This window comes from Parvularculales bacterium, from assembly GCA_036881865.1.
Taxonomy (GTDB): Bacteria; Pseudomonadota; Alphaproteobacteria; order JAPOUT01; family JBAJNM01; genus JBAJNM01.
In genome coordinates this window covers 1-25,085 of sequence record JBAJNM010000028.1, presented here as the reverse complement: position 1 = coordinate 25,085, position 25,085 = coordinate 1, and the positions used below count along the sequence as shown (strand labels likewise).

The following is a 25,085-nucleotide window of genomic DNA, read 5'->3' as shown; positions in this document are numbered from 1 at the left end:
CGGGCATCAAGGGGTTTTTCATTGATAAGCTGTCGGGCAACCTCAGCACCAACCGTGCCAAGACCGGCAATCGCGATACGCATGGTATCTTCCTTCATCTCATATATTCGGGGTTTTATGCATACCTGATACCCCTGTATGGGGGCAACCCCTCACCTGTCGCTTGGGTGGTTGATCCCGTCAAAGATGGGGGCGTTGTTGTAATCAGACATCGTGATACCCTCAAAGCAGCTGACATTGACGCCATATTCATCAGGATTGCTGCGGCGGCGGTGGAACGTATAGATCCCGCATTTTGAGCAGAAATAATGCTCTGCCGTTCCGGTGTTGAACTGATAGCAGGTGAGTATGTCCGCACCCTTTATGACCGAAACGGCATCTTTGGGAACCGAGACATTAGGCGCCCAGCGGCGGCGGCAGAACGTGCAGTCACACCGTTTGGCTTTGGTGAAATCTGTATCTGCAGGAATGGCGAACTCAACCGCCCCGCAATGGCAGGTGCCGTGACGTTTTGCTGTATCTTTTGCTGCCATAGCTACTTTCCTATTGCAAGAATCAGGACTACGTCTTCAACAGCCGCTGATAGTTCTCATCCGTACAGGATAACTCAACACCGGCATCCGTATCAAATAAAGAGCGATCCGTTCGGGTCAGCGCGCCAAGATACACATGGATCGCTTCAGAGGGCACGTTACTGGTGCAGCATACGCCATGGATCGCATCAGCGGCTATCTGCACCACTGTTCCGGCAGGGATTGGCGTGCTTGATTTCAACACCGGCATATCTCCATCAGTGCGCTCATAGAGGTCATTACGCTCTACCCCCTGAAAAACGCCAATCGTTGCAGACATTCTGTGATCATGGGGAGGGACGGTCATCCCGGGCTGAAACCGGCAGAACCAGATTGAGATACTGTCATCTTCAAAAAGAATAACATCGTCTTCAGTGTAATCAGGAAGGGCCGATTTTGCCCTATCGGGATCTTTGACAAAATCCGTGAGGAGTGATTTCACCGCAGCTTCTGCATCATCACTACAGGCGGCAGTTTTCAGATTATCAACCAGCTTATCAAACATCGCCTTTTTCCATCTGCTATAGGTTTATGCCTCATCATTTATCCTGTTGTTCTATAACTCAATATTTATTTCCTAGGGATAGCTCCGCGCACACCCAATATCCAACCTTCCACAAATACCGAAGCACTCTCCGATTGCGAAAGTCTAGGCTGGAGGAATTCGACGAGACTACTATCCCTATCAGCGACAGACAACCAGGCGGCAATTGTATAGGCGTCATGCTGATCACGCGTACGGTCTTCACAATCGAAGTTATGAAACCAAAGTGCAGGATAGACTTCTGAAATGGCGGACTTTCCTGGTGGAATGTCCCAACCATCGAAGGGCCAGAAATGAACCCGTTCACCCAGCTCTTGTCGAATATAGCGCAGCCATGGGATTCCTGCATGGGTGGACTTCGCAACTTGCCCTGGAACATCAAAATGAAAGACAGACTTAGCTCCACCTGCTCTTCGTTCAGCCAGTCGACGCCAGCGGGTATTTCCGGTCCGCGCCGCGCCATTGCCTACCAATCCATCACGTATGTGATCTACTTTGATATTATCCTCGTCAGTAGGCCAATGGTGATGGAGGTCATCAAGAAAGGTTGGCCAATCACGTTTAAGACGGTGAACCTCGAAATAACGTAGCGGAAATGAAAAAGCGTGGTCGATTCCAACTAATGTTGGCTTTTCATCTGCAAGAGTTTCTACCAACCAATGTGCTAAACCCTTACGAGTCCAGTATTTTCGCGGACTGGGCGGTGGATACACCTCCGTAGGAGAGTTACCATTTTCTGCTTTGTAAACTCGGAGTCCATTGAGGCTAGATATCGGAGTTTTTGCACCAGAATAATCGATGCCTATCGTTCGCGAAAATAAGGACATATTAAACCGCCTTCATAAATTGCTCAAACCGCATAGCGAGACGCTCAGGATCTGGCTTATCTTGGAGTCGGTTCGGCAAGTGGAGTCGCTCACCTCTGAGTTGCTTGAGAGACTCGAGCACCGGTCCATCATTCTGGTCAAGTAGTTGATCCGATACGTGCAACTTGTAATCAGAATCAATGCCAATAAGGTGCGCGTCAAACGCGGCATGATGGATCTTTGAGAGCGGTAACCCGTTCGAGACAATGGGCTGCCCAAACTCTTCATTCGCGTCAGAAATGATATGTGCAGCATCAAGTAATCGTGATTCTGGTAAACCAGACAAAGCGCAGCGTCCGCTATAAGCATCTAGGACTGCTTCACGGAATATTGCTTGGTGAAGACGTTGCTTTACCTCGCGAGGAATATATCGCCGTTCGATGTTTTTTTCCGAAGGAGTTATCACATGATACTCTGATATACCGAACGCCACTTGTGCCACAAGGGTATCTGCATCCCATCCCATTATGAATGCGGGAAAAATAGCTTGATAAACGTTAGGCGCAATGCCCAGAAAGTAAATAATAGGGATATCGTTTTCAAACGCCTCACGTAGCCATCGATTTTCAGCCACATCTGGATCCTTTCCCATGAAAGCATATTCGATCATCTCATCGCCCTCCAATATCTGGCGATGCACATCAAGTTGATCATCATACCAAACGCGTTGACCGGGCTTTGGAAAGACGGTCTTAATTGAGAGCAAATATTGCATCTGCTTGGGTTTGAAGATGCCTTTCCGAGGATGGTAGATCGGAATGCGCATCCCCTCGAAATAAAAACCCTGCGCTAGTTCTTTATGCGTCAAATGACTATCGTATAGCTGATTCAGAGTTCTGGCACGTTCAAAAGCAGTCATTCGCATTTGGGTGTCTCGGTGAATATCTGTCATCACTTTATTCTCAGTTGCCTAGGAGTATATCCATTTTAATCACTTACGTTCTCATCGTCATTCGAATAATTCTATAATGATATCACTCCTTTAAATCTTATTATATTGAAAGTGAGTAGCAAGATTAAATAGAGCAATATGCTTTTTTCGTGATTATTTTCTCACTAAATTTACTGAACAAATTAGTCGATACGTCAAAAAGTGAAGTATACCACTGTGACGATTTATTCACATAGAAGATATTTTTTGAACATTTTACAAGGCAATTGAGATAAATAAAATATAATTACCCACGTCAATTCTTATATCATTGAGTCTACAACACAGTAACAAAGGTATGTAAAATTAATTGGCTACTCTATATCCTCTTCTACGCTGGATCGATCAATGATTTTGGGCAAATTTTCGGCAAGTGCTAAAACAGTAGACGCTGCACCGCGCGCAGCCATACGCCGAAAATTATCGGTAAATTCCACGACACCTTCATTACTTCCATCTTGAAGAGCGCGGAGTGCATGCTCATATCCAAGCATGAGAATACGCATACCGAGGATATACTTTTCGGTCACGACCTCGCGGGATACACCCCCACGCTGCTGGAGACGATATTGTAGGTGATAAGCGTTGTCGTAGTTGACTTTGTAAACCGCGCCATCTTCGCCTAAATCTTCGATCACTCCACCATCATGCTCATTAAAATCAGATGGCCAAGGCTCTACGTTGTATCCGGAAACGTCCCTACCGTCCTTGGTGAGTAGGATACATTTTGGCAAACCAAGTCTTGGGGAATTTTTGCCCTTACCCTCGTCAGTTTTACCCTCGCCAGATCTATGCTCGTCTGGATCAGGCGATGGTGGAGGCGGAGGTGGCGGGCTATGCTCCTCCGCTACACGTAGGATCAATTCCTCACTTTCAATGATATCGGGCATTGCATCATCTTTCAGGCCGAGCCTGAAGGTAAATTCATCGCCAATTGATAACACCTCCATCCGTGGTTCGAAAAAAATAATCAACCTTCCATCATGAAGCTGCTGACGAATTCCAAACTTCGTGCGAACTTCTTCATTAATGATTATATGACCTGGGTTATCCGCGCGATTCAGATAACCATTCTCAGCGTCTGTACGAGCACCCACAGGTCTCGTGCGATTGATTGGGACCACAATGCCATCCTTCTTTAAGCGCTCCTCCAGACGAATGAAGGTTGGACTATATTTGCCTCTATCCCACTCACCTCCACCAGTTTCGGATCCAGTTGCACCACCGCCTGCTGCAGGCAAGTGTATTGAGGGATCGCGTCGAGATAAGAGACCAGCTAGGTTGCGATCAGAATCCACCAGTTTTTGAAAAAGCTCGTTACTCTCAGCCTTGGAAGCACGCTCAAGTTCCTGCTCGGCAATTTTTTTCTGAATATCTCGCAACGCCGTTGATTCTTTGATCACCATTGTCACCTTTTCCAGATACTGTTCGCCGACTATGGTATTGCTAATATGCTCCCGATCGCCCTTCCATACATCGTTGTGAGCGGAGAAAGTCAAATTACTAGCATCAACTACGATGACTATTCGGTCTTTGAGTGCAGGAAATCCACATCGAGTGAGGTAACCACGCGATTGCTTGTATTGCACCTGTCCATTCACGCTGTGAAAAACTCGATTGGGATTTTGAGGGGCTTTCAGCCATCCTGGGATAGTTCGCCTAAGTAGAATTGCACTCACTGACACCGTGCCAAGTTCATGATCCTTGATGATACCAACAGAAATTTTATCCTCGCCTGCCGCATCTTCTTCCTCGTCTTCAAGCCCTTCCTCTTTATGAGAGCGCAAGAGCAAAAACTCCATTCCATAAAATGGCCGAGGATCTACACCCTCCGCTCGGTCGCTGCCACGTTTTTTTGCTGCTTCAATAGCCTTCTTGCCTTTCGGCAATTGACGAAAATCTAAAAGCCGGAACGGTAAAATAGTTTCAACAAGGTTTTCGTTCAAAGTATCACGCGCACCCCTGAAACTTAAAAACCTAGAACCAACCTGATAATCGAATAGTTTCACCACCGTACCAGTTTTGAGCAGTACGCCGTCATAGCGTTTATCTGTCATAGTATGGAAAGGGTGCAGATAGTCGCTGTCAAATGATGGGATTTTCGTTTCCCCCAGAATAAAATATTCGGCTACCGGCATACTTTCGCTATCGCCAGGCCGGCGCCTCATGAGCGTCCAAGCCCAATCACTTTTACCATCATAACGTCGTGAGACGATCAATTTGAACCAGCGACGTCCGCAATATCGCAGCACGCCCGATGAACCCATGTTGTACTTACCCTGAACGAAGGGGATGCTTTTCTTGTTCCCAGCACTAAGCGACAAGAAAGTGTTTTCGAAATCTTCCCCCCGCTGGCCTTCACCGTTATCGACAAAAGTATAGCATGGTAGCCCTTCAGTTTTGGTTTTAGCACCAGTGATGCCAATCACTAAATTTTTCTGGGCAAATTCCCGCAACCACGTGTCTTTGGGGTCAAGGTTGACCAGCTTTCCACCGCGCAGATCCTTTACCAAAAAATCAACCGCATCATACATGGTTTTTGGTGCCTTAGGGGACCTGGGGTCAACACCATTCTGGAATGCGTGCTTCATCAGCACTGCGTCCACCATATTAGTCATAAGTTCGGTAAGTGCTTTACCGCCGTCGGATGCCTGATTGGACGTCACATTGAAATTGGTGTCGCGCTTATCCAGAGGTTGCCAGTTATTCTGATCCTGCATTTCTGGTATGGATTCAATGATTTTGTGAACATCCGCCTCAGAATCAGCCTTTAACAAACGCAAACAAACATCTTTTGTGTCCATTCCACGCCTCCCTACATTGGTCGTAATTAATCTAGTGAAAATGCGCCCTTCTTGTTTGGTTTTGATGCCATATCAAAGCGTTTTTTGCAGGCACCCACCTCATTCTGGAGTGCCTTAAATATCTTCGACACATCTTCATCTGTATAATCATAATTTGACTTATTGGATAGATTCCCAATTAGATTTATGGCTTTAATCGCGCTGTTTACCCGTTTTGTAGCTAATATCACGAATTTTTGACGATCCTCTGATCTCATACTAAGTCTCCATCCGTTAAATTGGCGTATATAAGATAAATATACGCGTATAATTAAATTTTCAAGCCGTATATAAGAATTTTTTGCTTCATATACGCAAATGGAATGACACGTCCAGCATAAGCAACCCAGTCTCAGTTAAGTGTTGTTGGCAGAGTCTCTTTATAACTAGTTGACTCAAAACAATAAAACTATTGAACAACAAATTCATTTCAAGTATATTTAACTATAGTCAACTATATTTATTGGAAGAACGGCATGCCCAAGCGCATCAACGGAAAAACCTACTATCAGACGAAGGAAGCAGCCGAGGCAACGGGCATATCACGCCCGACTCTCTTGCGTTGGTTCCGGGAAGGACGTGTCCGTGATGTTAGGCGTGACAGGAACGACTGGCGCTTATTTACAAAAGAAGATATTGCCCGCCTTAAAAAATGGTCAACATCGGTAAGGACTCGCTAGATGGCGCAGAAAAAGAAGAGCAAATCGACTTTGCGCAAACCATCCTTTCTAGCAGTCGATTTTTTCTGCGGTGCCGGTGGAACAACACGAGGCCTGATTGACGCGGGAGGCTACGTGATTGCTGGTATCGACAAAGATGCTCAATGTGAACGCACCTATGTCGAAAACAATGCTAACAACACAATCGACTATAGCCCGCCACGCTTTTTAGAACGAGACATCTTCCCTGCCAACAGGAAATACCCGGAAGGCCAACAAAGGTATTTGTTCAAGGAATTAGAAAACCTAATTCCGTTCTATCGCTCCCAGGCTAAGAATACACCATTGCTTTTTGCGATCTGTGCTCCTTGCCAGCCTTTCACCAAACTCTCGAAGAAAGAACTTAGCAAGGAACGAAAGGAAGGCCGCAACCGTGACCGTAAGCTTCTTTCTGAAGCTGCTAAATTCGTTAAATACTTCCAACCAGAACTTGTTCTTTCCGAGAATGTTGCAGGCATCAAGGATCCTCGATACGGTGGCGTATGGGATAAATTTCGCCAAATCTTGGAAGATATTGGTTACGTCACAGGATCTAAAGTGGTTTGCACCTCAAAATTTGGTATTCCCCAATACCGCAAACGGTCTATCTTGATGGCTGCCCACAAAGATCAGGTGAAAGGTGAGCGACTGGCCAATGCTCTAGAATCTGAGCTTCTGGTCCCTGAAGCCGACCCAGACACGCTGCCAGTATCCGTACGCGAAGCCATCAGTCATTTACCACCCATAGAAGCTGGTGAAAATCATCTGAATGTGCCAAATCATCAAGCGCGTGCCTTGAGCGAGCTAAACCTTAAACGGCTATCTTGCGCCAAGCCTGGCGAGACTAACATATACATGGAAAATACTAAGTTCGGTGACCTATCTTTGGACTGCCATCGCAGGGCTAATAGCCGATCCAATTCAAGGTGTTTTTCCGATGTTTATACAAGGATGCACCCCGACCGACCCTCGCCTACAATTACTACCAAATGCAATAGTATTTCCAACGGGCGATACGGACATTTTGACGAAACGCAGTTACGCGGTATTTCGCTTCGTGAAGCAGCAACTCTCCAATCCTTTCCCGATAATTACATATTTTATCCAACCGAACGGAGCGGCATCGTTGCACGAATGATTGGCAACGCCGTACCGCCAAAACTCGCTTCTTTTTTTGCAAAATATTTAACTAACTCGATTCAACTCAACTAATTTTCTTCTCGCTGCTCAGCCAGAAGAGATAGAAAATCTTTCACTCCCTTATCAAGTTGGTAGGGCCAACTCGTAACTACTTGCCAACCGTCGCATCTCAAATCGTCGGTAGATCGCCGATCGCGGTCAATGTTTCTGAATATTTTTGTGCGCTAAAAGTCTCTATTTAGTGGCTGGGAGTTTACCTTTTGGACAATCATGACCATGCCAGTAGTATCCATGGACGAACGCTGCTATGCTAGCAATTGGACAATGCCAAAAAACTATGGCCAAACAATATTTAATTATACAGAGTATCTTATGTTCAAACGCGGAGCAAAATACACAAGGAAAGAGATAGCCACAATCGCGCGACCCGAAAATCCTCCCCAAGGTGGCAACTGGGATACTGGGTACGATAGAATTGGGGACAATCTATTTGTATTCATGAATATCGATGTACCTGGGCGAACAGGCCATGATTTCGATAATCATTATGATCCCAAGACACAAACTTTGATATGGTTTGGAAAACCCAACAGTCATTCTGAACAACCACTATTTCAGCAACTCATAACTGGTGTACTTAAACCACTTTTTTTTGCACGATGGAACACTCGAGACCCATTCACATTTTTAGGAACAGGGGCAATAATTTCATTTCAAGATTCTGTCCATACTGTACAAGGTCACACTTGTATTAAAATTGCACTCACTGTTCAGGATCTAAGAGATATTTTATCTTCAAATCTTCAAAGCTTGACTGAGGTAACTCAGGAAACAATAGAATACGGTCAAAGCTCATTTCTATTTGAAAAACATCTAGAAGATTTTATTATCAACAACTGGCGTCAGTTGCCAATTGGCAATCAATATGAAATTTATCAAAAAGATGGACAGTTAGTTGGGCAACAATTTCGAACATCAACAGGACCAATAGATATACTTGGCCTCAATAAAGACAAGTCTGATTTTTTGGTTTTGGAACTTAAGCGGGATATGGCTTCAGATATAGTGGTTGGGCAAACACTTAGGTATATGGGTTGGGTTCAGGAGAATCTTTGTTCAGACTCACAAAAAGTTAACGGCTGCATAATTGCGCATAAAAAGGATCAAAAATTAGATTACGCATTAAAGAATGTTCCCAATATTCGTTTTTTTAAATATGAGGTTGATTTTAGATTAGTTGAATAAAATAATGAAATGCTGTTGCATCAAGTATCACGGCACATTTTACTCAATTCTCGTTTTTGACATTCCTTCATTTAGATTAGCACAAGCGGCGATATCGAAATTGAGCAATCCTTTTAAGATTTCGTTGGTATCTGTTATTACAGAGCTTCGAGTATCCTCAATCTTCATCTTTGCTTTATGAGCTATTTCTCCACGCTTTTTTCCAAATGCATGCAGTGCATTATATACGGCAAGGTCGACCTGCTCAGGGTCAACGCCAATTGGTATTAGCAATTTTTCTTGATCATTGGTTGATACACCATTGTTTTCATGTATATCTTGAGCCAGATTTGATTTAGCTTCTTCTGCAAATTTATAAAGATTAGATGCTATTGACGCATTTATTTTTCTGCGAGCCTTTTTGTCATCAACCTGCGAAGTTGCTTCTGATGAAATTAAGCTAAGCAATGCACGGCATATTCTATTTTTTTGTTTTAATTGTAAATGAGCTTCGTGCGAAGTTTCTCTCACAAGCTCCTCAATATATTGTTCAAATGCTGCGTGAGCTAATAACACATAAGATTTTACTTTCAGCTGATCAAGCAATGTTACACATTGATCTTTCGGCACTCTATTAAGAATTTTTTTAGTGTCGTTAAGCGAATGTTTAAGATTCTTGTAATTCTCAGTCGGTGATTCCATCAGTAAATACCGGTTCATTGATATTAATACCAGACACATGGGCGATTTTCGTGTAAAAAAGACTGAATCTTGTGCGAGTTGAAGAGATAGATTTCGTCGTTGATTCCACTGAACGTCGAAAGTCATCTTTTGTTGAAACTTCAGCAAAAGCTGCAACAAATTTCTCGGGATTAGTTTTAGCCCACTCCCTAACACGTTGATCTGCTAGAGCTCCAACGAGAATATCAAAAAGCGCTCTATTGAAGCGGTTTTCAAATTCCCCATCGACCATTTTTCGGCAGAATTTTTTGTCAGGGAAAATCTCTATACCCGCATTGATGGCGGCATTCATTTGCGATAATCTATCGCAAATAACACTCTTTGCATTGGCATCATCAATAAATGCTTTATTGTAATGCTTGCATAATTTATCAAGAAAACTCTTTAGGTTACCAGCATAGGATAGAGCTGGATCGGAAAACGCCAGAAAGCGAGCTGCCAACTCAACATCATTCATCCGTTTATCTGGGCTGGTCTTTGAAATTAATTCATGCAATGGACCAACAGTGTCTGTCCACCCAATGAGAAATGTCAGAAATTCACCCGGGTAAAGAGACATGCGGAGTTCCATAGGTGATAATTTTACTGAGCCCGAATTTAACCGATGGAAAATCTCGTAAAGAACTCTATCATCTTCCCAGCCTCTAATAACTGCAGTTCGTTGAGTTTGATTTAGAAGTTCAAATTTCCATTCCTCACATTGTGCAATCTCTTCCCAAGACTTTCCTTCTAGCTCTGACAATATCCGTAAATCTTTCAGGCAAAATACTTTACCATCCTGGAATTTACCATCCAAGAATTCCTTAATAGTTAAGAGCCTTTGTTTACCATCAAGGACCAAATATGATTTACCACTCCCACCACTGGCAGAAAGTAATATTTGTGGAATTGGTATTCCCAAAAAGAGCGATTCAATAAAACTAATTTTTGCTTTCTGAGGCCATACATTTCGACGTTGAAAATCTGGTGCTAGGTTTATTTGAGTTCCAATTTGCCTGTATAGGGTTTCGATTGTCCAGTCGGTAGGTGAAATTAGTAATGAGGAGAAATCATCTCCTGTCGCTTCGGAACTAACACCCTCTTCCGTCGGTTCCAGGTCCTCAAATTCCTCGTCAATTTCTTCGTGTTCCATGCTAAACCCCCACTTATTTGTTAGAAAATTATAGTAAATCAACCCGCATCATCAAGCCGCTTGAATAAATGTGACAATAAACTTAATGCATCCAAGCAGTCTTTTTCGCTAAACAAACCAGAATCTCTTAAATCAGCATGCTCTTCATGAGCTACTGGGTTTCTGCATCCAGTGATAACCCCCTGAGAAAGTTCTCTTTGCCCGTTTTCAATGTTTCCAAGTGTGCTGGATCCAAAATTACTACCATCTGGCCTTTTAAAATTTTTGGTTACGGACAATAACTTCTTATCACCAAAGACGTGACCCATCATAGAGTGATCAGATCCTGCGGTACTACTGGATTTATTTCTAACATTATTTACATAATGTTTTACTGCTTCATTAAATGCCGTATAGTAATCCGCATTTTGGTATGCTGTTTCTGATGCAACTTTTACCTCGGGATGCAATTCCCTCCAATGGTAATTTGGATACTCAGGAGCAAGATCATGAATTTTTTTCACTATATCCACTTCTTTTCCGCTTGGTTGTTCTGAGTCGATAGTGAGATGACTGACTAGAGTTTCAACATTGGAACGGATTGTTAAAGGAAGCGTTTCATACCATTTGCTTAAATCTATACCAGATTCTTTCTTTATTTTTTCCTGACGCTTTTTTGTTCGTTTTTTTCTCCAATCAACTTCAATTTTTCTCACAATTTTTTGTAGAAATGATCGAAGAGCTGGGAGTTCCGCTACTTCCCAATTTAAAGATTGCCTATCAGTTGCAATAACGTCGGGGTCATAATCATCTACGAAATTAACATCCAGCCAACCTGTTATATAAGAAAAACCATGACTTGATTCAGATACTCCAAAAAATTCAGCATAGTTCACCATTCTACCATTTGCATAAAGAGTTATTCCTCTCAATTCTGGTTTTAGAGGTTTTCCAGCAGATATTATTTTTCCGGAAATTAAATTTTTGTTTTTATAATCATCCTTAACTTTTTTGCAGAAACTGGGAAAGATCCACTTGAATTGTTTATTATCAATGCTCTTATATCTTAGTTTACTATCAATCGTACGGGCTTTGCCATCATTCAATCTTACATAGCATTTGAATTCATTATCAAAGCAATTGAATAGTCTAGAAAGGCTAATGGCCAAATCTACTTCATTGAAAGGACTTACCCTATTCATGTCATCAAGTAAGATTGTCGTGCCTTGTTTAGACTTACTGCAATTTCTAATTTCATATTTTGGTTTATAGGGTTTTCCTTCTGGAGTGTTATTTAATTTATCCCAATCAAGTGTGAATGTTGTTTCTCTTTCAGAGTTTTTACTCGTTGTTGTTATTTTAATCGTTTTTCCAATTCCAAATAGTGCCAGTTTTCCCAATCCTTTTTTTCCTGTGGCTCTACGTTTACCTGAATATGTTTTTGTTTCACCCCCTGCCCTTCTATTTCGACCTATTCGAAGAAAATTAATATTAATTTCATCGTAAGTCATACCGTGACCATCATCTATGACTTTGATGCTCTTACCCTTTTCAGTGTCATACAAAAGAATATCTACCCGTGACGCTTCAGCGTCATAAGCGTTTGCTATTAGTTCAGCAATCGCGTTGGGTATTCTTGAATACATCTTAGATCCCAAATGTTCGATTGTTTTGGGGTCAAAACTCATTTCTAAGGGGGGGTTACTATGATTCATGGTTACCCTATTTCAATTGCACTTGAAGAACCAACAATTATCTACTTAATATTATTATAATAATAACCTATAACAAAGCCTCAGATCACATAATAGTCAATTTTTTTGGATAACAAAATCATGGCTTGTTCAAACATTGATCTCGAATGTCGTGATCGTATGCAAGGGCATGATCACGACGCCGGTTGCGGGATCAACAGACCGCCCAGCATGGATGGCCAGAGCCTCAAATTTCATGATTTTTCTCCATGCATAGCGCTTGAAAGGAAGCCGATCAGGCAATATAGTAGCGTTAATACCCCTGATACTGCCGTGCTGTGCACCCGTTCTTTGTAGCTTAACCATTTAAATCAACGAATTATAATTGAGGGAAATAACACAACTTGGCCAAGTCAGAACATGTTCTTGAAGTTCGTGATTTACATAAAAGCTATGATGCGCTTGAGGTCCTCAAGGGAATCAGCCTGACGGCGAATAATGGCGATGTGATTTCGATCATCGGATCCTCAGGCTCCGGCAAGTCAACGTTTCTGCGTTGCATCAACCTGCTTGAGGCGAGTCATCAGGGCGAGATCATTTATAACGGCGAGGCCGTACGCTGGACTTATGCCAGAGGCGAGCGCCATCCCGCCGATAAAAAGCAGGTCGTAGCGCTTCGCACCAAATTTTCCATGGTTTTCCAGCAGTTCAACCTGTGGGCGCATATGACAATAGCCGAGAACGTTATTGAGGCCCCGGTAACGGTACTCGGCCATAATCGTGATGGGATGATGGATAAGGCCCGCGCCATTCTCGATAAGGTTGGAATTGCCGATAAAGCTGACTTTTATCCGGCCCAGCTTTCCGGCGGACAGCAGCAGCGGGCGGCGATCGCCCGGGCCCTCGCCATGGAACCCCAGGTTTTGCTGTTCGACGAGCCCACTTCAGCCCTCGACCCTGAACTGGAGCAGGAAGTCATCAAAGTCATCAGGGATCTGGCGAAAGAAAACCGCACCATGCTGCTTGTCACCCATGATATGAACCTGGCCCGTGATGTATCCTCAAAAGTGATTTTCCTTCACGAAGGCCTCGTTGAATGCGAGGGCAGCAGTGCCTATATTTTCGGCAAGCCCAAATCGGCACGGCTCAAGCAGTTTCTCAAAGCATCTTCGATATAGCGGCGCTATATGCTTCTATGCTAAGCTGATTCGCCAATATCAATAATAAGTGACGGTTTTTGCCTAGGAGGAAGCCAATGAAGAAAATTCTAATGTCAGCAGTTGTCGCTGCTTTTGTCGCAAGCCCTGCTATGGCAGAGACCATACGGATGGGCACGGAAGGGGCCTACCCTCCGTATAATATGATCAATGACCAGGGAGAAGTTGACGGTTTTGAACGTGAATTGGGTGATGAGCTTTGCTCACGCGCCAAACTGGACTGCGTCTGGGTGACCAATGAATGGGATTCGATCATTCCCAATCTGGTTTCCGGAAATTACGACACCATCATGGCGGGGATGTCCATCACCGATGAACGGGATGAAGTGATTGACTTCACCGAGGCCTATTTCCCGCCATCACCATCAATCTATATGGGTCTGGCCGGATCTTCCGTTAACGTGAAGAGCGGCGTCATCGCAGCCCAGACGGCGACTATCCAGGCCGGCTATGTCGCGGATAGCGGCGCAACGCTGGTTGAGTTTGCAACCCCTGATGAAACCGTTGCTGCCGTGAAAAACGGTCAGGCTGATGCGGTGCTCGCAGACGGTGATTACCTTATGCCGATCATCGATGAATCCGGCGGTCAGCTTGCAGTCATGGGCGAAGTCTCCCTCGGCGGCGGCATTGGCATGGGACTCCGCGAATCCGACGGTTCACTGAAGGCAAAAATGAACAAAGCCATCAAATCCGTGAAAGCCGACGGAACTTTGAACAAAATGATCAAGAAGTGGTTTGGCGATGAAGCCGCAACCTACTAGGTTCCGCTGATTTTATGACACTATGGGGAAGACGGCATTGCCGTCTTTCTCTGTTTCAGGGCCATTTTTAAGGTCCATAGAGTAAATGGAAAACCACGAAAACCACACGGCACAGCGCATCATCATTATTGGCGGCGGGATTCTGGGGGCATCTTTTGCCTATCACGCCCATAAGCATGGTGTGCGTGATATCACAGTGCTGGCAGCCGCATTGCCGCAAGACCCCAGGCAAGCCACCAGCAATACATGGGGCTGGGTTAACGGTTATGCCGATGATGACAGGGATTATGCGTCCTTTCGCCTGGCCAGCCTTAGTTACTGGCCGGACCTCATCGCTGACATTGATGCCATCAGGGAAACCTCCAAAGGTGCGTTTTTCTGGGATATGGACGATGCGGCCATCCGCCGCTCGGTGGCCCAACATCAGGAATGGGGGCATGATGTCGTGCTGGCATCAGCTGCCGATACGGCAAAGAAACTGCCAAAACTTAAAGTCCATCCTGATACCGCCGGCTACGGCAGTAATGATCTGGCCATTGAAGGCCATATCGCTGCGCGAGCACTGCTTGAGGCAAGCGGCGCTTCCGTCAAATCCTGTGAAGTGCATCAATTGCTTCGCGACGGCGGACATATCACAGGCGTTGAAACGGATCAGGGCGTGATTGACGGTTTAATTGACGGGGCGACTGTCATTGTGACCGCCGGGCTTGGCACACCCGCCCTTTTATCCGGTATCGATGTGGATTTTGCGATGCGCTCGACCCTCGGTCTTCTGGCCTATACCCGGCCGCTGCCCCCATTGCTTGACCATCCCATCACCGGGCTGGGTTTTCACGCCCGCCAGGACGATCAGGGCCGTCTTGTGGTTGGCGGGGGCTTTGGGGATGACGCCGAAGATGATCCTGACGCTGCCTGCTCTGCCGGGAAACTTATTCAGGACATGGCCGGCAGACTTCACTATGATGGGGTGATGGAACTTGATCATTACACATTGGGCCGCCGCCCTCTTACGATGGACGGACGGCCAAAAATCGGGCGGGTGTGTGACCGAAACGGGGTCCGGTTTAACAATCTCTATATGGCGGTCATGCATTCGGGCATAACAAACGCCCCTCTGGCCGGGAAACTGGGCATTGCCGAAGTGATGACAGGCAAGAGAGACCCTCTGCTGGAGCCTTTCCCGCCGCTGGCCGGTCCTGATCATCCGGGCGATCATCCGGGCGGGACGTAATGTTCAGCTATTGCACAGACCCGAAATCCATTGAGGGGCTGATGTGGCTGTCCTGCTACATAACGACCCCCAAACACGTATCGTTTTATATTTCCTTCCTTGTCGTCATCATGCTCCTTCTCATGGCCGCGCCTTTGGCCATGGGATTTGGGTTTGCAGGCGCGGTGGCCAGCCGGTCACCGTTCATTTTCCTGCGGTTTCTCGGCAAAGGTTATCTGGCAGTCATCCGCGGGGTCCCGGATATTGTATTCTTCCTTTTTATTCCAATTGCCCTTGATCAGGCTTTCGAGTATCTGCGCCACCGCATCCTTTGCTCTGATGTCACGGAACCCGTAAGGCAGGGCAATGACTTCGTTGTCTGTCAGGCGGCAAAACTGCCCCTCAGCACAGCCGGCCAGTGGGTGCATGAGATCTATGGATTTGCCCTTGCCCTATTGGCGTTCGGCATCGTTTTCGGTGCTTTTACAGGCAATGTCATTGCCGGCGCAATGTCCGCCGTCCCAAAAGGCCAGCTTGAAGCCGGTGAGGCTTTCGGGATGTCACAGCGTCAGATTTTCCGCCGGATACTTCTGCCGCAAATGTGGATTTACGCCCTCCCCGGTCTCTCGAACATATGGCAGATCCTGGTAAAAGCGACACCGCTTCTCTTCATTTTGGGCATAGAGGATATTGTTTACTGGGCCCGTGAGCTGGGAGGGCAGAAAACCAGTATTTATGACTACCCGCACCCCGACTGGCGGGCATGGTATTTTGCCGTGCTGATGGTGTTTTACCTCTCTCTCACCTACATATCGCAATCGGCGTTTGACCGGCTCTCAGCATGGCTGTCGCGCGGTCAGGCCACGATGGCCGGAAAGGGCGGCTGATCATGTCCTGCCTTGAAACCCTTTCTGGTTACGGCCTGCGCTCCATCGGTTACGGCGAGCGGCTCCTGCCGGAATCCGGCATCACGTTATGTGAGCAGTTCGTCCTTATCGGCTCAGGGATGATCTGGAACATCTACTTCGGCGCCCTGGCCCTGCTCTCCGGGTTTTTGTTTGCAACCGCACTGGCGCTGGGGAAGAACTCCGAAATAGCAATTTTCAATTTCCCGTCCCGGGCTTTGATCTTTATTTTCCGGGGCTCGCCATTGTTTATCCAGTTCTTCTTTGCCTATGACATCTTCGTGCTGCTCCCAAGGCTCGGCATCGATATCAATCTTGGGTTCATGACGGTAACAATGGAAACAAGCTGGCTGACCAAAGCATGGCTCGGAGCCCTGATCGTGCTGTTTCTTAACACGTCAGCCTATACCGGGGAGATTTTCTACGGCGCGTTACGTTCAGTGCCATCCCATGACATCGATGCGGCGGATGCCTTCGGCTTTACCGGCATGAAGAAATTCCGGCGGATTATCTGGCCCACCATGCTGCGTCTGGCATGGCCGTCTTACACCAATGAAGCAATATTCCTCTTTCATGCGACAACGCTGGTGTTCTTCACAGGTTTCCCTGCATGGCGTCAAAAGGGCGATGCAATCTATTATGCCAGTTATTTTGCCGATAAAACCTTCAACCCGTTTATCCCCTATCCCATTGTCGGGATGTATTTCATCATCCTGACCCTTTCGGTGATTGGCCTGTTCGGTCTGATCAACAAGTACCTCAACCGGCACCTGCCCTCTAACCAGAGAGCAAAAATACGCCTTAAAATGAATTTTATCCGCTAGGCCGCACAGCCTTCCCCCGGTGATCTTACCGGAACAGCGACCATAGAATCCTGCCGATGTTAATAAAATGAACCCACCCCTGTGCAATGTCGGAAATCAGGCAGTGTTACTTTTCTTCTTCTTTTTCAGTATCAGAATGGGGTGTGTTAAAAATTATTTTCGCAATTTCTTCTGGTATTTTCACGACTTGATCATCTGTCGCAAGTTTAAGTGCTCTACACCAGGTCAGACCAAAGATTAACAAACTTAATATATATATTTTATTACTCTCATTCCAGAGCTCAAACAAAACTATTCCCACAAGCACTGCTGCAGCAATCAGCGTAAATAATATTATTTCACCGCTTTTAGGATTCTCAACTTCAAAATCCACTAGCTCCGGATACTCTGATTTCAATTCTGTGAGCCCAGGAATATCATCTGTTAAATCCATTAATTGCATTGGATAAAAGAATGCTTTAATCAATATCGCAATACCAATACCCATTACGACCCAATTCTTTATTTCGTTGTCTGCTGAAATAAAATCAAATTCCATAATTATCTCGTTCAAATCTGGAAAATCTATTTCGAACTCCTGTCCCCAATCAATTACCAATATCCCCAATATTGTTTGAATTACACATTTAAAGCTGGATATGAATAAATCAGCCTCTCGTTTCACGTGATACTTAATATATTGCTTAGGATCGCCCAAATCATCCAGATCTAAATCACTTCCACAGTGCTTGCACTTGATTGCAAGCACCTTAATCGACTCCTGACAAAAGGGGCATAACCTCTCATTAGATTTTTTCTTCTTAGCTGAAGACTTTGTTTTTGGGGATTTCATTATGAACTGCTCTTATCATCTTCATTATCTTTAGTCATAGAAAGCAATATACCGCCAACAAGCAAGCCCAGCACCGCACCGCCCACTAGGGCTATTCCCTTCGCCTTGGATTTTTCCTCGACGGTTTTGGTAGTGTCAAAATGTACGGTGTAACCCTTGTCCTCCAGCGACTGTGCAACGGCTTCGGCTCTTTCCAGTATAACAGTAGCATCCACACCGAGTATTTCCCCGATTTTTTTTAATTGCTGAATATCAACTGCCGTGATTCCGTTCTCAATTCTGGACCAGGATGACCTGTTCATCCCCATTTTTTTTGCCATTTGAGCTTGATCTAACCCTTTGTCTTTACACATATTTCTCAACATCAAACCAAGGACGGCTGTAAATGTCATTTCTTTTTTCATTGTTACTCCTTGTATTTGCTCGAATGACTGCATACTTGCAAAGAATGCGCGGGACGACTTGTTCGGCTCCATATTTTTGCTAATTGAGATTGATCTAACACTATGTTTTTACACATGTTTCTCAATTCTAAACCAACAAATGCCGTTTTTTTCACTATCTATCCTTGTATTTTCTCAAATGATTACTTACTTGCATGTTATGCATTGGTAATTGCTGAAAATTTATATTTGCACCAATTGCATGACTACTGGAGCCTGTGAACTAATTATACAGGATTATGTGAATTAATCAATGCCAATGAAAGGAAAAAACAATGTCTAAAAAAACCAGATCAAAGAATGGCTCAATAAAGAATGGGTCAAAGAAAAATGGGGCAAAAACCCCAATGACCCGCGAATCTGCCTCAAGACGTCAAAGTATGGAGGCTAAAAAAGGCGGAGGAGAAGTATCTTCCAAGGGCTTTGCTGCACGCGCCCAACGCGCAGCAGAAAAAAACAAAAACAAACCCAAAAACAAACCCAAAAAATAGGAGGCAAATATGTGGAGATACAGTGTAGCCATAGCAATCAACAGCCTCTTTGAGGTTTGGCTATCACTGTATCTTCGACGCCCGGCAGCCAGCCGCCATTCTGCGATTTGCGAATGGAATGGGAAGGCCTACCGGATATTCAACAACTGAACAAAGCAACATTGACCGGAACAACAAGCAGATAATCACGCCATATTGGCAAAGGAGAACTAGAAATGATAAATATAGAAGGCTACGAGCTACAAAAGGATCCAATTCTTGAGTTTCGCACTGCGGATGCAGGTTTTCAAAAAGCTAAAGATGTTATCTTTGGCGACGGTGTGGAAATTCTTTGGATAAGAAGAATAAACACAGATAGATCGGAAAATATTGATAGAGCTTTCAGAACATATAAATCTCTGCCGCTTCATAATAATTATTCATTGCTTCGAAACATTCAACGCCCGCGTGATTTCATTCAAAATGAACATAACGACTATTCGTATATCGTATATGATCAAATTGAAGAATCGGCCAAACAGAAATTTAACAAACAAGATTTTAAGCAGGCTGTAGTAACATTAGATAAATTATTTCAAGAACATCAAGTCGGGTTGGTTCTGGATCACTCAACCGTGGTCAAGGATAAGGATAATAAAATTAAATTCAGATTCATCGGCTTAACAGACCTAATCCATAATAAAATAATCACATTTCAAGATATTGAGCCTGATAATAGGACAATGAAAGATGACATCATTTCATTGTCAGATCTGTTCTGTGACTATTTAAATTCAACTTACCCAGGAAACGAAATTTACAAAAAATGCCAATCCGGAAAATATGAAACATATCCGGAGTTATTAGAAGAAATCGCTGAATTACCAGCTGAAACTGAAGAAGTGCCAGACACCTATGATGATGTTAATGTGGCGGTCAACGATAATAAGCATAATCTTGAGCATTTGCTGGAAGAACTAAATTCCGGGTGCTGGTGGCTGAAGGACACAAAAAAATCTAACAAAGGTGAACATCAAATCATTTGGAGTAATGAAAACGAAAGTGGATTGTTCATTGTAAAACCAGATAGGGGAGATGAAAGCTGTGGTCACCTTTTTCTGAAGTGTAAAAAAGATAAACCAGCAAAGAATATTTTGCGCTGCGGTGTCAGGGCTGAACATAGATTCATAACTGGAATGGGTTTATATGAATGTGAGCCCCTTCCTGATGTATCTGCTCTTCCTTTGGAGAATTCGGTAGATCATGAATCTGAACCTGATCAACAAATTTTATCCTCGCCGACACATTGGAGATCATTATCTGAGCACGAACTGAAACACAAGGATGAGAATGCTCTAAGGATTAAATACGCTCGCAGGAGGCAATGTGATCACAACAAGGAAAATATAATTTTTACGCTGGATGATGACTTTGATGATTGGAAAAAATTAAGTGACAAAAAATATCAATCGCTCTGTCTCCTGATTGATGATCTCGAAATCGGGAAGATTGCCAGTATCAACAAAAGTAAGAAAGAGATAGTTATCAAAGATTTTAAGAAACCTGCTCATAGCATCCCCCCTGCTGGTGTGCTGACGGAAGATATCCACACTTTACTAAATCCATATCACAAAGAAATCAGAGCGAGTGATCGTCTCATGGATGGGGAAGTTGTTTATCCAGTTCTAGTTGATTATTTTGTGAATCCAGAAAACCCACCCAAAAGTAATTTTGGTAATACTAACTCCATGCTTACCGGCGGTAATGATTTCAAGCCAATGTCAATACTCAATGACTCGCAGGTAAAGGCTGTTAAGAGTGCGCTAGATAGAAAGAAGCCCATCCATCTCATTCAGGGACCACCCGGGACAGGTAAAACCAAAGTCATTGTTGAGATAATTCAGCAATTGACCACGGTAAACAAAAACATAAAAATTCTCATAGCTTCACAGTCCAACACAGCGGTTGATAACGTGTTCTTGGGCCTTGATGAGTTAGAGAAGAATGGACAAATTGGAAATACAAAATTTGCCCGCTTACTTAGTAAAATCAAAAGCGAAAATACCAATGCAAATAGCGATATTTGTGCGAATCATGTTCTGGATGTCAAATTCAAAAATTGGATTAGAAAAACTGAAGAAAAATCCAGAAATAATTTCACTGATAAATTCTCAAATGCCACTCAAGCATTAGCACTGCTGTACAAAGATTTTCAAAATAAGAAAATCAATAACATTAAGCAGTTTAGACAATTATACCAAAAAAATTCCTTTGGAAAATCCTACTATGACAAAATATTTGCAAATGCTGATAACCTTGAAGAAGTCAAAGAGATATTCAACAAAGAATTGGGAAGTGACTTTACCAAATTGCAAGGGATTCACTCGGATTGGATTGCTTTCATTAATCGTGCCACAACCATAGATAAAAGCAAAAAGAAGTTCCAAAGTGCTTCGACCATTAAGCAGGGCGGTTATGATACTGGTCTGGATACTGCATTTGGCAGGACAATGAATGTTTTTGGTTCAACCTGTATTCACATTGACAGTTCAAGATATAGGGAAATGCACCCCAGATTCGATGTCCTCATCATGGATGAATCAGGCAAAGCAACAAACTCTGAGGCCCTTGTCCCCCTTGTCATTTCCAATAAAGCCATATTCGTAGGAGATCACAAGCAGCTGAGACCCATGATAACCAAACATGATGACGTCAAGGATGGAGTCCGGGAAGATCTTGACGAAGATCTCGATTTTGACAAGACCTATGGGCCAAGCGCTTTTGAGCGGCTATACAATGGTTTCAGAAACGCTAACCTGTGTGATGTTTTCATGACCAGACTGGATGTCCAGTATCGCATGCCTCGCCATATTGGAAATCTAATTTCAGAGAACTTCTACAGGGGTAAACTAAATAATCCTTCTGAAGATAATCATTCAGGTTACAATGATGAAAAAAATCATCATATCCCACTGCGAACTCCTTTTGTGCGCATTATGGAATATGGCAAAGAAGTGGAAGTGCAAAACAGCATAATTTTAATTTCCACATCAAAAAATGCAAACCGACGTGACACTGGAGGGTCAAAAAACAGGCATAACCCCCACAATGTTCAAGTCATTAATGCAACGCTTCAGCAGTTAAGTCATCTGCACAACGACAATAACGAAATCCCAAATGAAGTTGGAATCATTGCCGGTTATCGCTGCCAGGTCAAACATTTGAATATGATGAAGCAGAAATATCACCGGGACCACGGTGAATTAAACATTAAAATTCAGACTGTCGATGGTTTTCAGGGATCTGAACAAGATATCATTATTTATGATTTGGTCAGAAGCAACACTAGAGACAAATCTATCGGTTTCCTGGATGATCACAGAAGGATAAATGTGGCTTTCTCAAGAGCAAAAAAATTGCTGATCATTGTAGGTGACAGTGAACACATTTTGAATGATGTAGTGTGCAGGAAAGGGAGTGAAATCCAGAACAGGGACGACTTGCATTTGGTACAACTAATTAAACAGCTGAGAGATTGTAATTGTATTTACCAATCCTTTGAGGAGGTCATTGATCATGACAGAGCTTAAAAACAAAAATGAATACCAGTATACTCCAGGCGAGCATCATAATATTGGCAATGGCTACGAACGCAAATGGGATGCGGAAATATATATTCCCTTCTGGCGTTGCAAACAAGAGATTCATGCGCTGACTGAAGTGATGCCGGATGAGTTTACGAGGATTATATTTGGACTAATTGATGGTGGGGTGGTGAGACACACAGAGATATGTAACTTTCTGGGTATCAGCGAAGACAGCTTTATATTAGATCACTTGATCGACATGGCTAAATGCGGTTTTCTTATCAAAAATATCGAAAGTGAGAATAACACTTATTACGAACTAACTGCTGAAGGTCGGGAGTTTTTCGAAGATAATAATACCGATATCAAGAAGCATGAAACGATTGATGTTGAATATTATATTCTCGCAATTTCTCAAATGGGTACGGGTGATTATGAGGATTTTCTCAAGAATCTGGATCAACCGCTCTTTAGTGATGATGACTCAACCGATATTGAATCAGATTATGAATTTTCAGGCTATAAATCAGTAAAAACTCGCGATTTAAGTATAGGCGGGAGCTACCCTCCCAATTGCATTATATCTGAGAAAAAGCCAACACTATCCAATATCGACAAGCCGGAATTTGTTGAATTTTATAATCGAAATCATGAGCATTATTTTTATGATTTTTGCGGATCTAAGAGAATTGATGCAATTCCGGTAAGTATAAAATTCAATCTGATTTTTTTCGAAGATGAATACCTGGACTGGAATATTGAGGTCAGACATTGTCGGAAAACATTGCGAAAATTTGATAAAACTCGCCCTACTCTTGAAAGTGAGCTAACCGAATATGTAACCAAATATATCAAACAGAATCCTGAATTTATTCCCGGATTGAGAGATGCAAAAAAGAATGCTGATGGCTGATCATCGTAAAATTTTACCGGAACAACGCCCATAAAATCACTGCCAGTGTCAGTAAAATCAGAGCCCTGTGCATCAGCAGGTTCTCTGACAGCTGCTTTTTCAGTAATGCACCCGCCAGACCCCATAACGAGTGGAAGGTGAGTTGCACGAAGATGAAACTGATCGGGATGAGGGCATATCTCTCAAACCCCGTCTCAAAGCCGCCTGAGAATTGCGTGTAGGCCAGTGTGCACATCACCCACGCCTTCGGGTTGAGCGGATGCACAATAACGCCCGTTAATATGCCAAAGGCTTTATCACCAGCCGCACTATCCCCTTTGGGCGTCCAGCCCTTCAGAACAAGATACGTCATCACGCCTGCGGATATATAGGCGAAGATGCTGCTGGCATGTGGATGGCTGAACAGAAAAGTCGCCAGACCAAAGGATATTGAGATATTGATCGCGAACTTGCCAATGATCAAACCCAGCAAAAAGGGTAATAGCTTAAGATAGCCGTGCCGGACCGCCGCCGACATCATCAGCATATTGGCGGGGCCGGGCGTGCCAACCATAAAAATGATAAAGCCCCAAAGAGCCAGATATAAGTCCATGTCCGCTGCCGCTGCCCCTGTCTGCTGTCTTTGTCCGCTGTCCTTGTCCGCTGTCCTTGTCCGCTGTCCGCTGTCCTTGTCCGCTGTCCTTGTCCGCTGTCCCCGTCCCTCCTCATTTAACCACAACAAGGGGAGTAATCGATAGCTATGATGCCCTTTTGCATAGAATCGCGCACAGAATCGTTGTCATTTAGGCAGGATACGCCTTTAATACGGACTGATAGCATTAAAGAAGACCGGAAAAGGGGAGATTAGAGAATGGACTGCTGTGGACCAGGCTATGCGAGTCCGGCAGAGGCAATAGAAGCGCCAAGAGAAAAGCTTCTTTACACAATCGCTATCTACACTGGTACCGGCATCCAGAGGCCGGATTATCTGGCCACTGTCGATGTTGACCCCGAAAGCCCCACCTACTCCCAGGTCATCCACCGGCTGGAAATGCCGGGGATTGGGGATGAGCTGCATCACATGGGCTGGAATGCCTGCTCCTCCTGTCACGACGATGCCAGCATGTCCCGGAAATACCTGCTGCTGCCCGGCGTCAGATCAAACAACATCCATGTGGTCGACACCATGACAGACCCGCGCGCACCGCGCCTGCATAAGGTGATCGACGGTGATGAGATCAAGGCCAGAGCGGATCTTTCTGGCCCGCATACTATTCATTGCCTTGGCTCTGAAATCATCATTTCTTTCCTTGGCGACGCGAAAGGCGAAGCCCCCGGCGGTTATCTTCATCTCAACAAGGATTTTGAGATTATGGGCCGCTGGGAGAATTCCATGGGTGACATCAAGTTCGGCTATGATTTCTGGTATCAGCCCCGGCATAATGTGATGGTCTCCTCTGAATGGGCGGCACCAAACACCTTTATGCCCGGCTTTGATTTAGAAGAAGTCGGTCATCTTAAATACGGGCGCGAACTTCATTTCTGGGATTTCGAAAAACGCGAGCCGGTGGAGAGTTTTT

Annotated in this window: 24 protein-coding genes; 12 read left to right on the top strand and 12 right to left on the bottom strand. The window is 44.2% G+C overall.

Annotated elements, in window-relative coordinates; all coding sequences use genetic code 11:
* Positions 1-152 precede the first annotated feature (152 nt).
* The 6 genes from V6Z81_07080 to V6Z81_07055 all read right to left on the bottom strand — a co-directional run bounded on the left by V6Z81_07080 (position 153) and on the right by V6Z81_07055 (position 5,974).
* Positions 153-533, bottom strand: a complete 381-nt coding sequence (locus V6Z81_07080; GenBank protein MEG9862250.1) for a GFA family protein — start codon at positions 531-533, stop codon at positions 153-155.
* Positions 534-561: 28 nt separating this feature from the next.
* Positions 562-1,077, bottom strand: a complete 516-nt coding sequence (locus V6Z81_07075; GenBank protein ID MEG9862249.1) for a hypothetical protein — start codon at positions 1,075-1,077, stop codon at positions 562-564.
* Between the two features lie 65 nt (positions 1,078-1,142).
* Positions 1,143-1,943, bottom strand: coding sequence for a hypothetical protein (locus tag V6Z81_07070; protein ID MEG9862248.1), 801 nt, complete (start codon positions 1,941-1,943; stop codon positions 1,143-1,145).
* 1 nt (position 1,944) lies between these two features.
* The gene (locus V6Z81_07065) at positions 1,945-2,874 is read right to left on the bottom strand and encodes an HNH endonuclease (protein MEG9862247.1); all 930 of its coding nucleotides are present in this window, start codon (positions 2,872-2,874) and stop codon (positions 1,945-1,947) included.
* Between the two features lie 353 nt (positions 2,875-3,227).
* Positions 3,228-5,717 carry a hypothetical protein gene (locus V6Z81_07060; GenBank protein ID MEG9862246.1) on the bottom strand — a complete coding sequence of 830 codons (2,490 nt, stop codon included), beginning with the start codon at positions 5,715-5,717 and terminating at the stop codon, positions 3,228-3,230.
* Positions 5,718-5,743: 26 nt separating this feature from the next.
* Positions 5,744-5,974 carry a hypothetical protein gene (locus tag V6Z81_07055; GenBank protein MEG9862245.1) on the bottom strand — a complete coding sequence of 77 codons (231 nt, stop codon included), beginning with the start codon at positions 5,972-5,974 and terminating at the stop codon, positions 5,744-5,746.
* Between the two features lie 258 nt (positions 5,975-6,232).
* On the opposite strand from V6Z81_07055, the gene V6Z81_07050 reads away from it, so the two are divergent.
* The 3 genes from V6Z81_07050 (at position 6,233) to V6Z81_07040 (ending at position 8,839) form a co-directional block, all read left to right on the top strand.
* Positions 6,233-6,436, top strand: a complete 204-nt coding sequence (locus tag V6Z81_07050; GenBank protein MEG9862244.1) for a MerR family transcriptional regulator — start codon at positions 6,233-6,235, stop codon at positions 6,434-6,436.
* Positions 6,437-7,666 (top strand): DNA cytosine methyltransferase, encoded by a 1,230-nt coding sequence (locus V6Z81_07045; GenBank protein ID MEG9862243.1) that lies wholly within the window; start codon positions 6,437-6,439, stop codon positions 7,664-7,666.
* Between the two features lie 198 nt (positions 7,667-7,864).
* Positions 7,865-8,839, top strand: a complete 975-nt coding sequence (locus V6Z81_07040; protein MEG9862242.1) for an endonuclease NucS domain-containing protein — start codon at positions 7,865-7,867, stop codon at positions 8,837-8,839.
* Positions 8,840-8,878: 39 nt separating this feature from the next.
* Here V6Z81_07040 and V6Z81_07035 read toward each other — a convergent pair whose 3' ends face one another.
* From V6Z81_07035 to V6Z81_07025, 3 genes are read right to left on the bottom strand one after another with little or no spacing between them, the layout of a single operon-like run.
* Complete coding sequence (locus tag V6Z81_07035; protein ID MEG9862241.1) at positions 8,879-9,520, bottom strand: HEPN domain-containing protein; 642 nt, start codon at positions 9,518-9,520, stop codon at positions 8,879-8,881.
* Positions 9,504-10,691, bottom strand: a complete 1,188-nt coding sequence (locus V6Z81_07030; GenBank protein ID MEG9862240.1) for a DUF262 domain-containing protein — start codon at positions 10,689-10,691, stop codon at positions 9,504-9,506. The genes V6Z81_07035 and V6Z81_07030 overlap by 17 nt, the downstream gene beginning before the upstream one ends.
* Before the next feature lie 38 nt (positions 10,692-10,729).
* Entirely contained in the window at positions 10,730-12,385 is a 1,656-nt protein-coding gene (locus tag V6Z81_07025) for a TIGR02391 family protein (GenBank protein MEG9862239.1), read from the bottom strand.
* 383 nt (positions 12,386-12,768) lie between these two features.
* On the opposite strand from V6Z81_07025, the gene V6Z81_07020 reads away from it, so the two are divergent.
* From V6Z81_07020 to V6Z81_07000, 5 genes are all read left to right on the top strand, one after another.
* The gene (locus V6Z81_07020; GenBank protein MEG9862238.1) at positions 12,769-13,542 is read left to right on the top strand and encodes an ATP-binding cassette domain-containing protein; all 774 of its coding nucleotides are present in this window, start codon (positions 12,769-12,771) and stop codon (positions 13,540-13,542) included.
* A gap of 77 nt (positions 13,543-13,619) precedes the next feature.
* Entirely contained in the window at positions 13,620-14,342 is a 723-nt protein-coding gene (locus V6Z81_07015; GenBank protein ID MEG9862237.1) for a transporter substrate-binding domain-containing protein, read from the top strand.
* An 85-nt stretch (positions 14,343-14,427) separates the two neighbouring features.
* Positions 14,428-15,573, top strand: coding sequence for an FAD-binding oxidoreductase (locus V6Z81_07010; protein ID MEG9862236.1), 1,146 nt, complete (start codon positions 14,428-14,430; stop codon positions 15,571-15,573).
* Complete coding sequence (locus V6Z81_07005) at positions 15,573-16,439, top strand: ABC transporter permease subunit (GenBank protein MEG9862235.1); 867 nt, start codon at positions 15,573-15,575, stop codon at positions 16,437-16,439. The genes V6Z81_07010 and V6Z81_07005 overlap by 1 nt, the downstream gene beginning before the upstream one ends.
* Entirely contained in the window at positions 16,394-17,281 is an 888-nt protein-coding gene (locus V6Z81_07000; GenBank protein MEG9862234.1) for an ABC transporter permease subunit, read from the top strand. Before V6Z81_07005 ends, V6Z81_07000 begins: the two co-directional genes overlap by 46 nt.
* A gap of 106 nt (positions 17,282-17,387) precedes the next feature.
* On the opposite strand, the gene V6Z81_06995 is transcribed toward V6Z81_07000, so the two are convergent.
* Positions 17,388-18,113: a hypothetical protein gene (locus tag V6Z81_06995; protein MEG9862233.1), complete on the bottom strand. Its 726-nt coding sequence runs from the start codon at positions 18,111-18,113 to the stop codon at positions 17,388-17,390.
* Positions 18,113-18,517, bottom strand: coding sequence for a helix-turn-helix transcriptional regulator (locus V6Z81_06990; protein MEG9862232.1), 405 nt, complete (start codon positions 18,515-18,517; stop codon positions 18,113-18,115). The genes V6Z81_06995 and V6Z81_06990 overlap by 1 nt, the downstream gene beginning before the upstream one ends.
* A gap of 314 nt (positions 18,518-18,831) precedes the next feature.
* On the opposite strand from V6Z81_06990, the gene V6Z81_06985 reads away from it, so the two are divergent.
* From V6Z81_06985 to V6Z81_06975, 3 genes are all read left to right on the top strand, one after another.
* Positions 18,832-19,047, top strand: coding sequence for a hypothetical protein (locus V6Z81_06985; protein MEG9862231.1), 216 nt, complete (start codon positions 18,832-18,834; stop codon positions 19,045-19,047).
* A 215-nt stretch (positions 19,048-19,262) separates the two neighbouring features.
* A complete protein-coding gene (locus V6Z81_06980; GenBank protein ID MEG9862230.1) occupies positions 19,263-22,616 on the top strand; it encodes an AAA domain-containing protein in 3,354 nt (1,117 codons plus the stop codon).
* Positions 22,603-23,526: a hypothetical protein gene (locus tag V6Z81_06975; GenBank protein MEG9862229.1), complete on the top strand. Its 924-nt coding sequence runs from the start codon at positions 22,603-22,605 to the stop codon at positions 23,524-23,526. The genes V6Z81_06980 and V6Z81_06975 overlap by 14 nt, the downstream gene beginning before the upstream one ends.
* 13 nt (positions 23,527-23,539) lie before the next feature.
* On the opposite strand, the gene V6Z81_06970 is transcribed toward V6Z81_06975, so the two are convergent.
* Complete coding sequence (locus V6Z81_06970; GenBank protein MEG9862228.1) at positions 23,540-24,079, bottom strand: LysE family transporter; 540 nt, start codon at positions 24,077-24,079, stop codon at positions 23,540-23,542.
* 297 nt (positions 24,080-24,376) lie between these two features.
* Here V6Z81_06970 and V6Z81_06965 point away from each other — a divergent pair.
* Positions 24,377-25,085 (top strand): selenium-binding protein SBP56-related protein (locus V6Z81_06965; protein MEG9862227.1); only part of this gene is annotated, 709 nt, incomplete at its 3' end.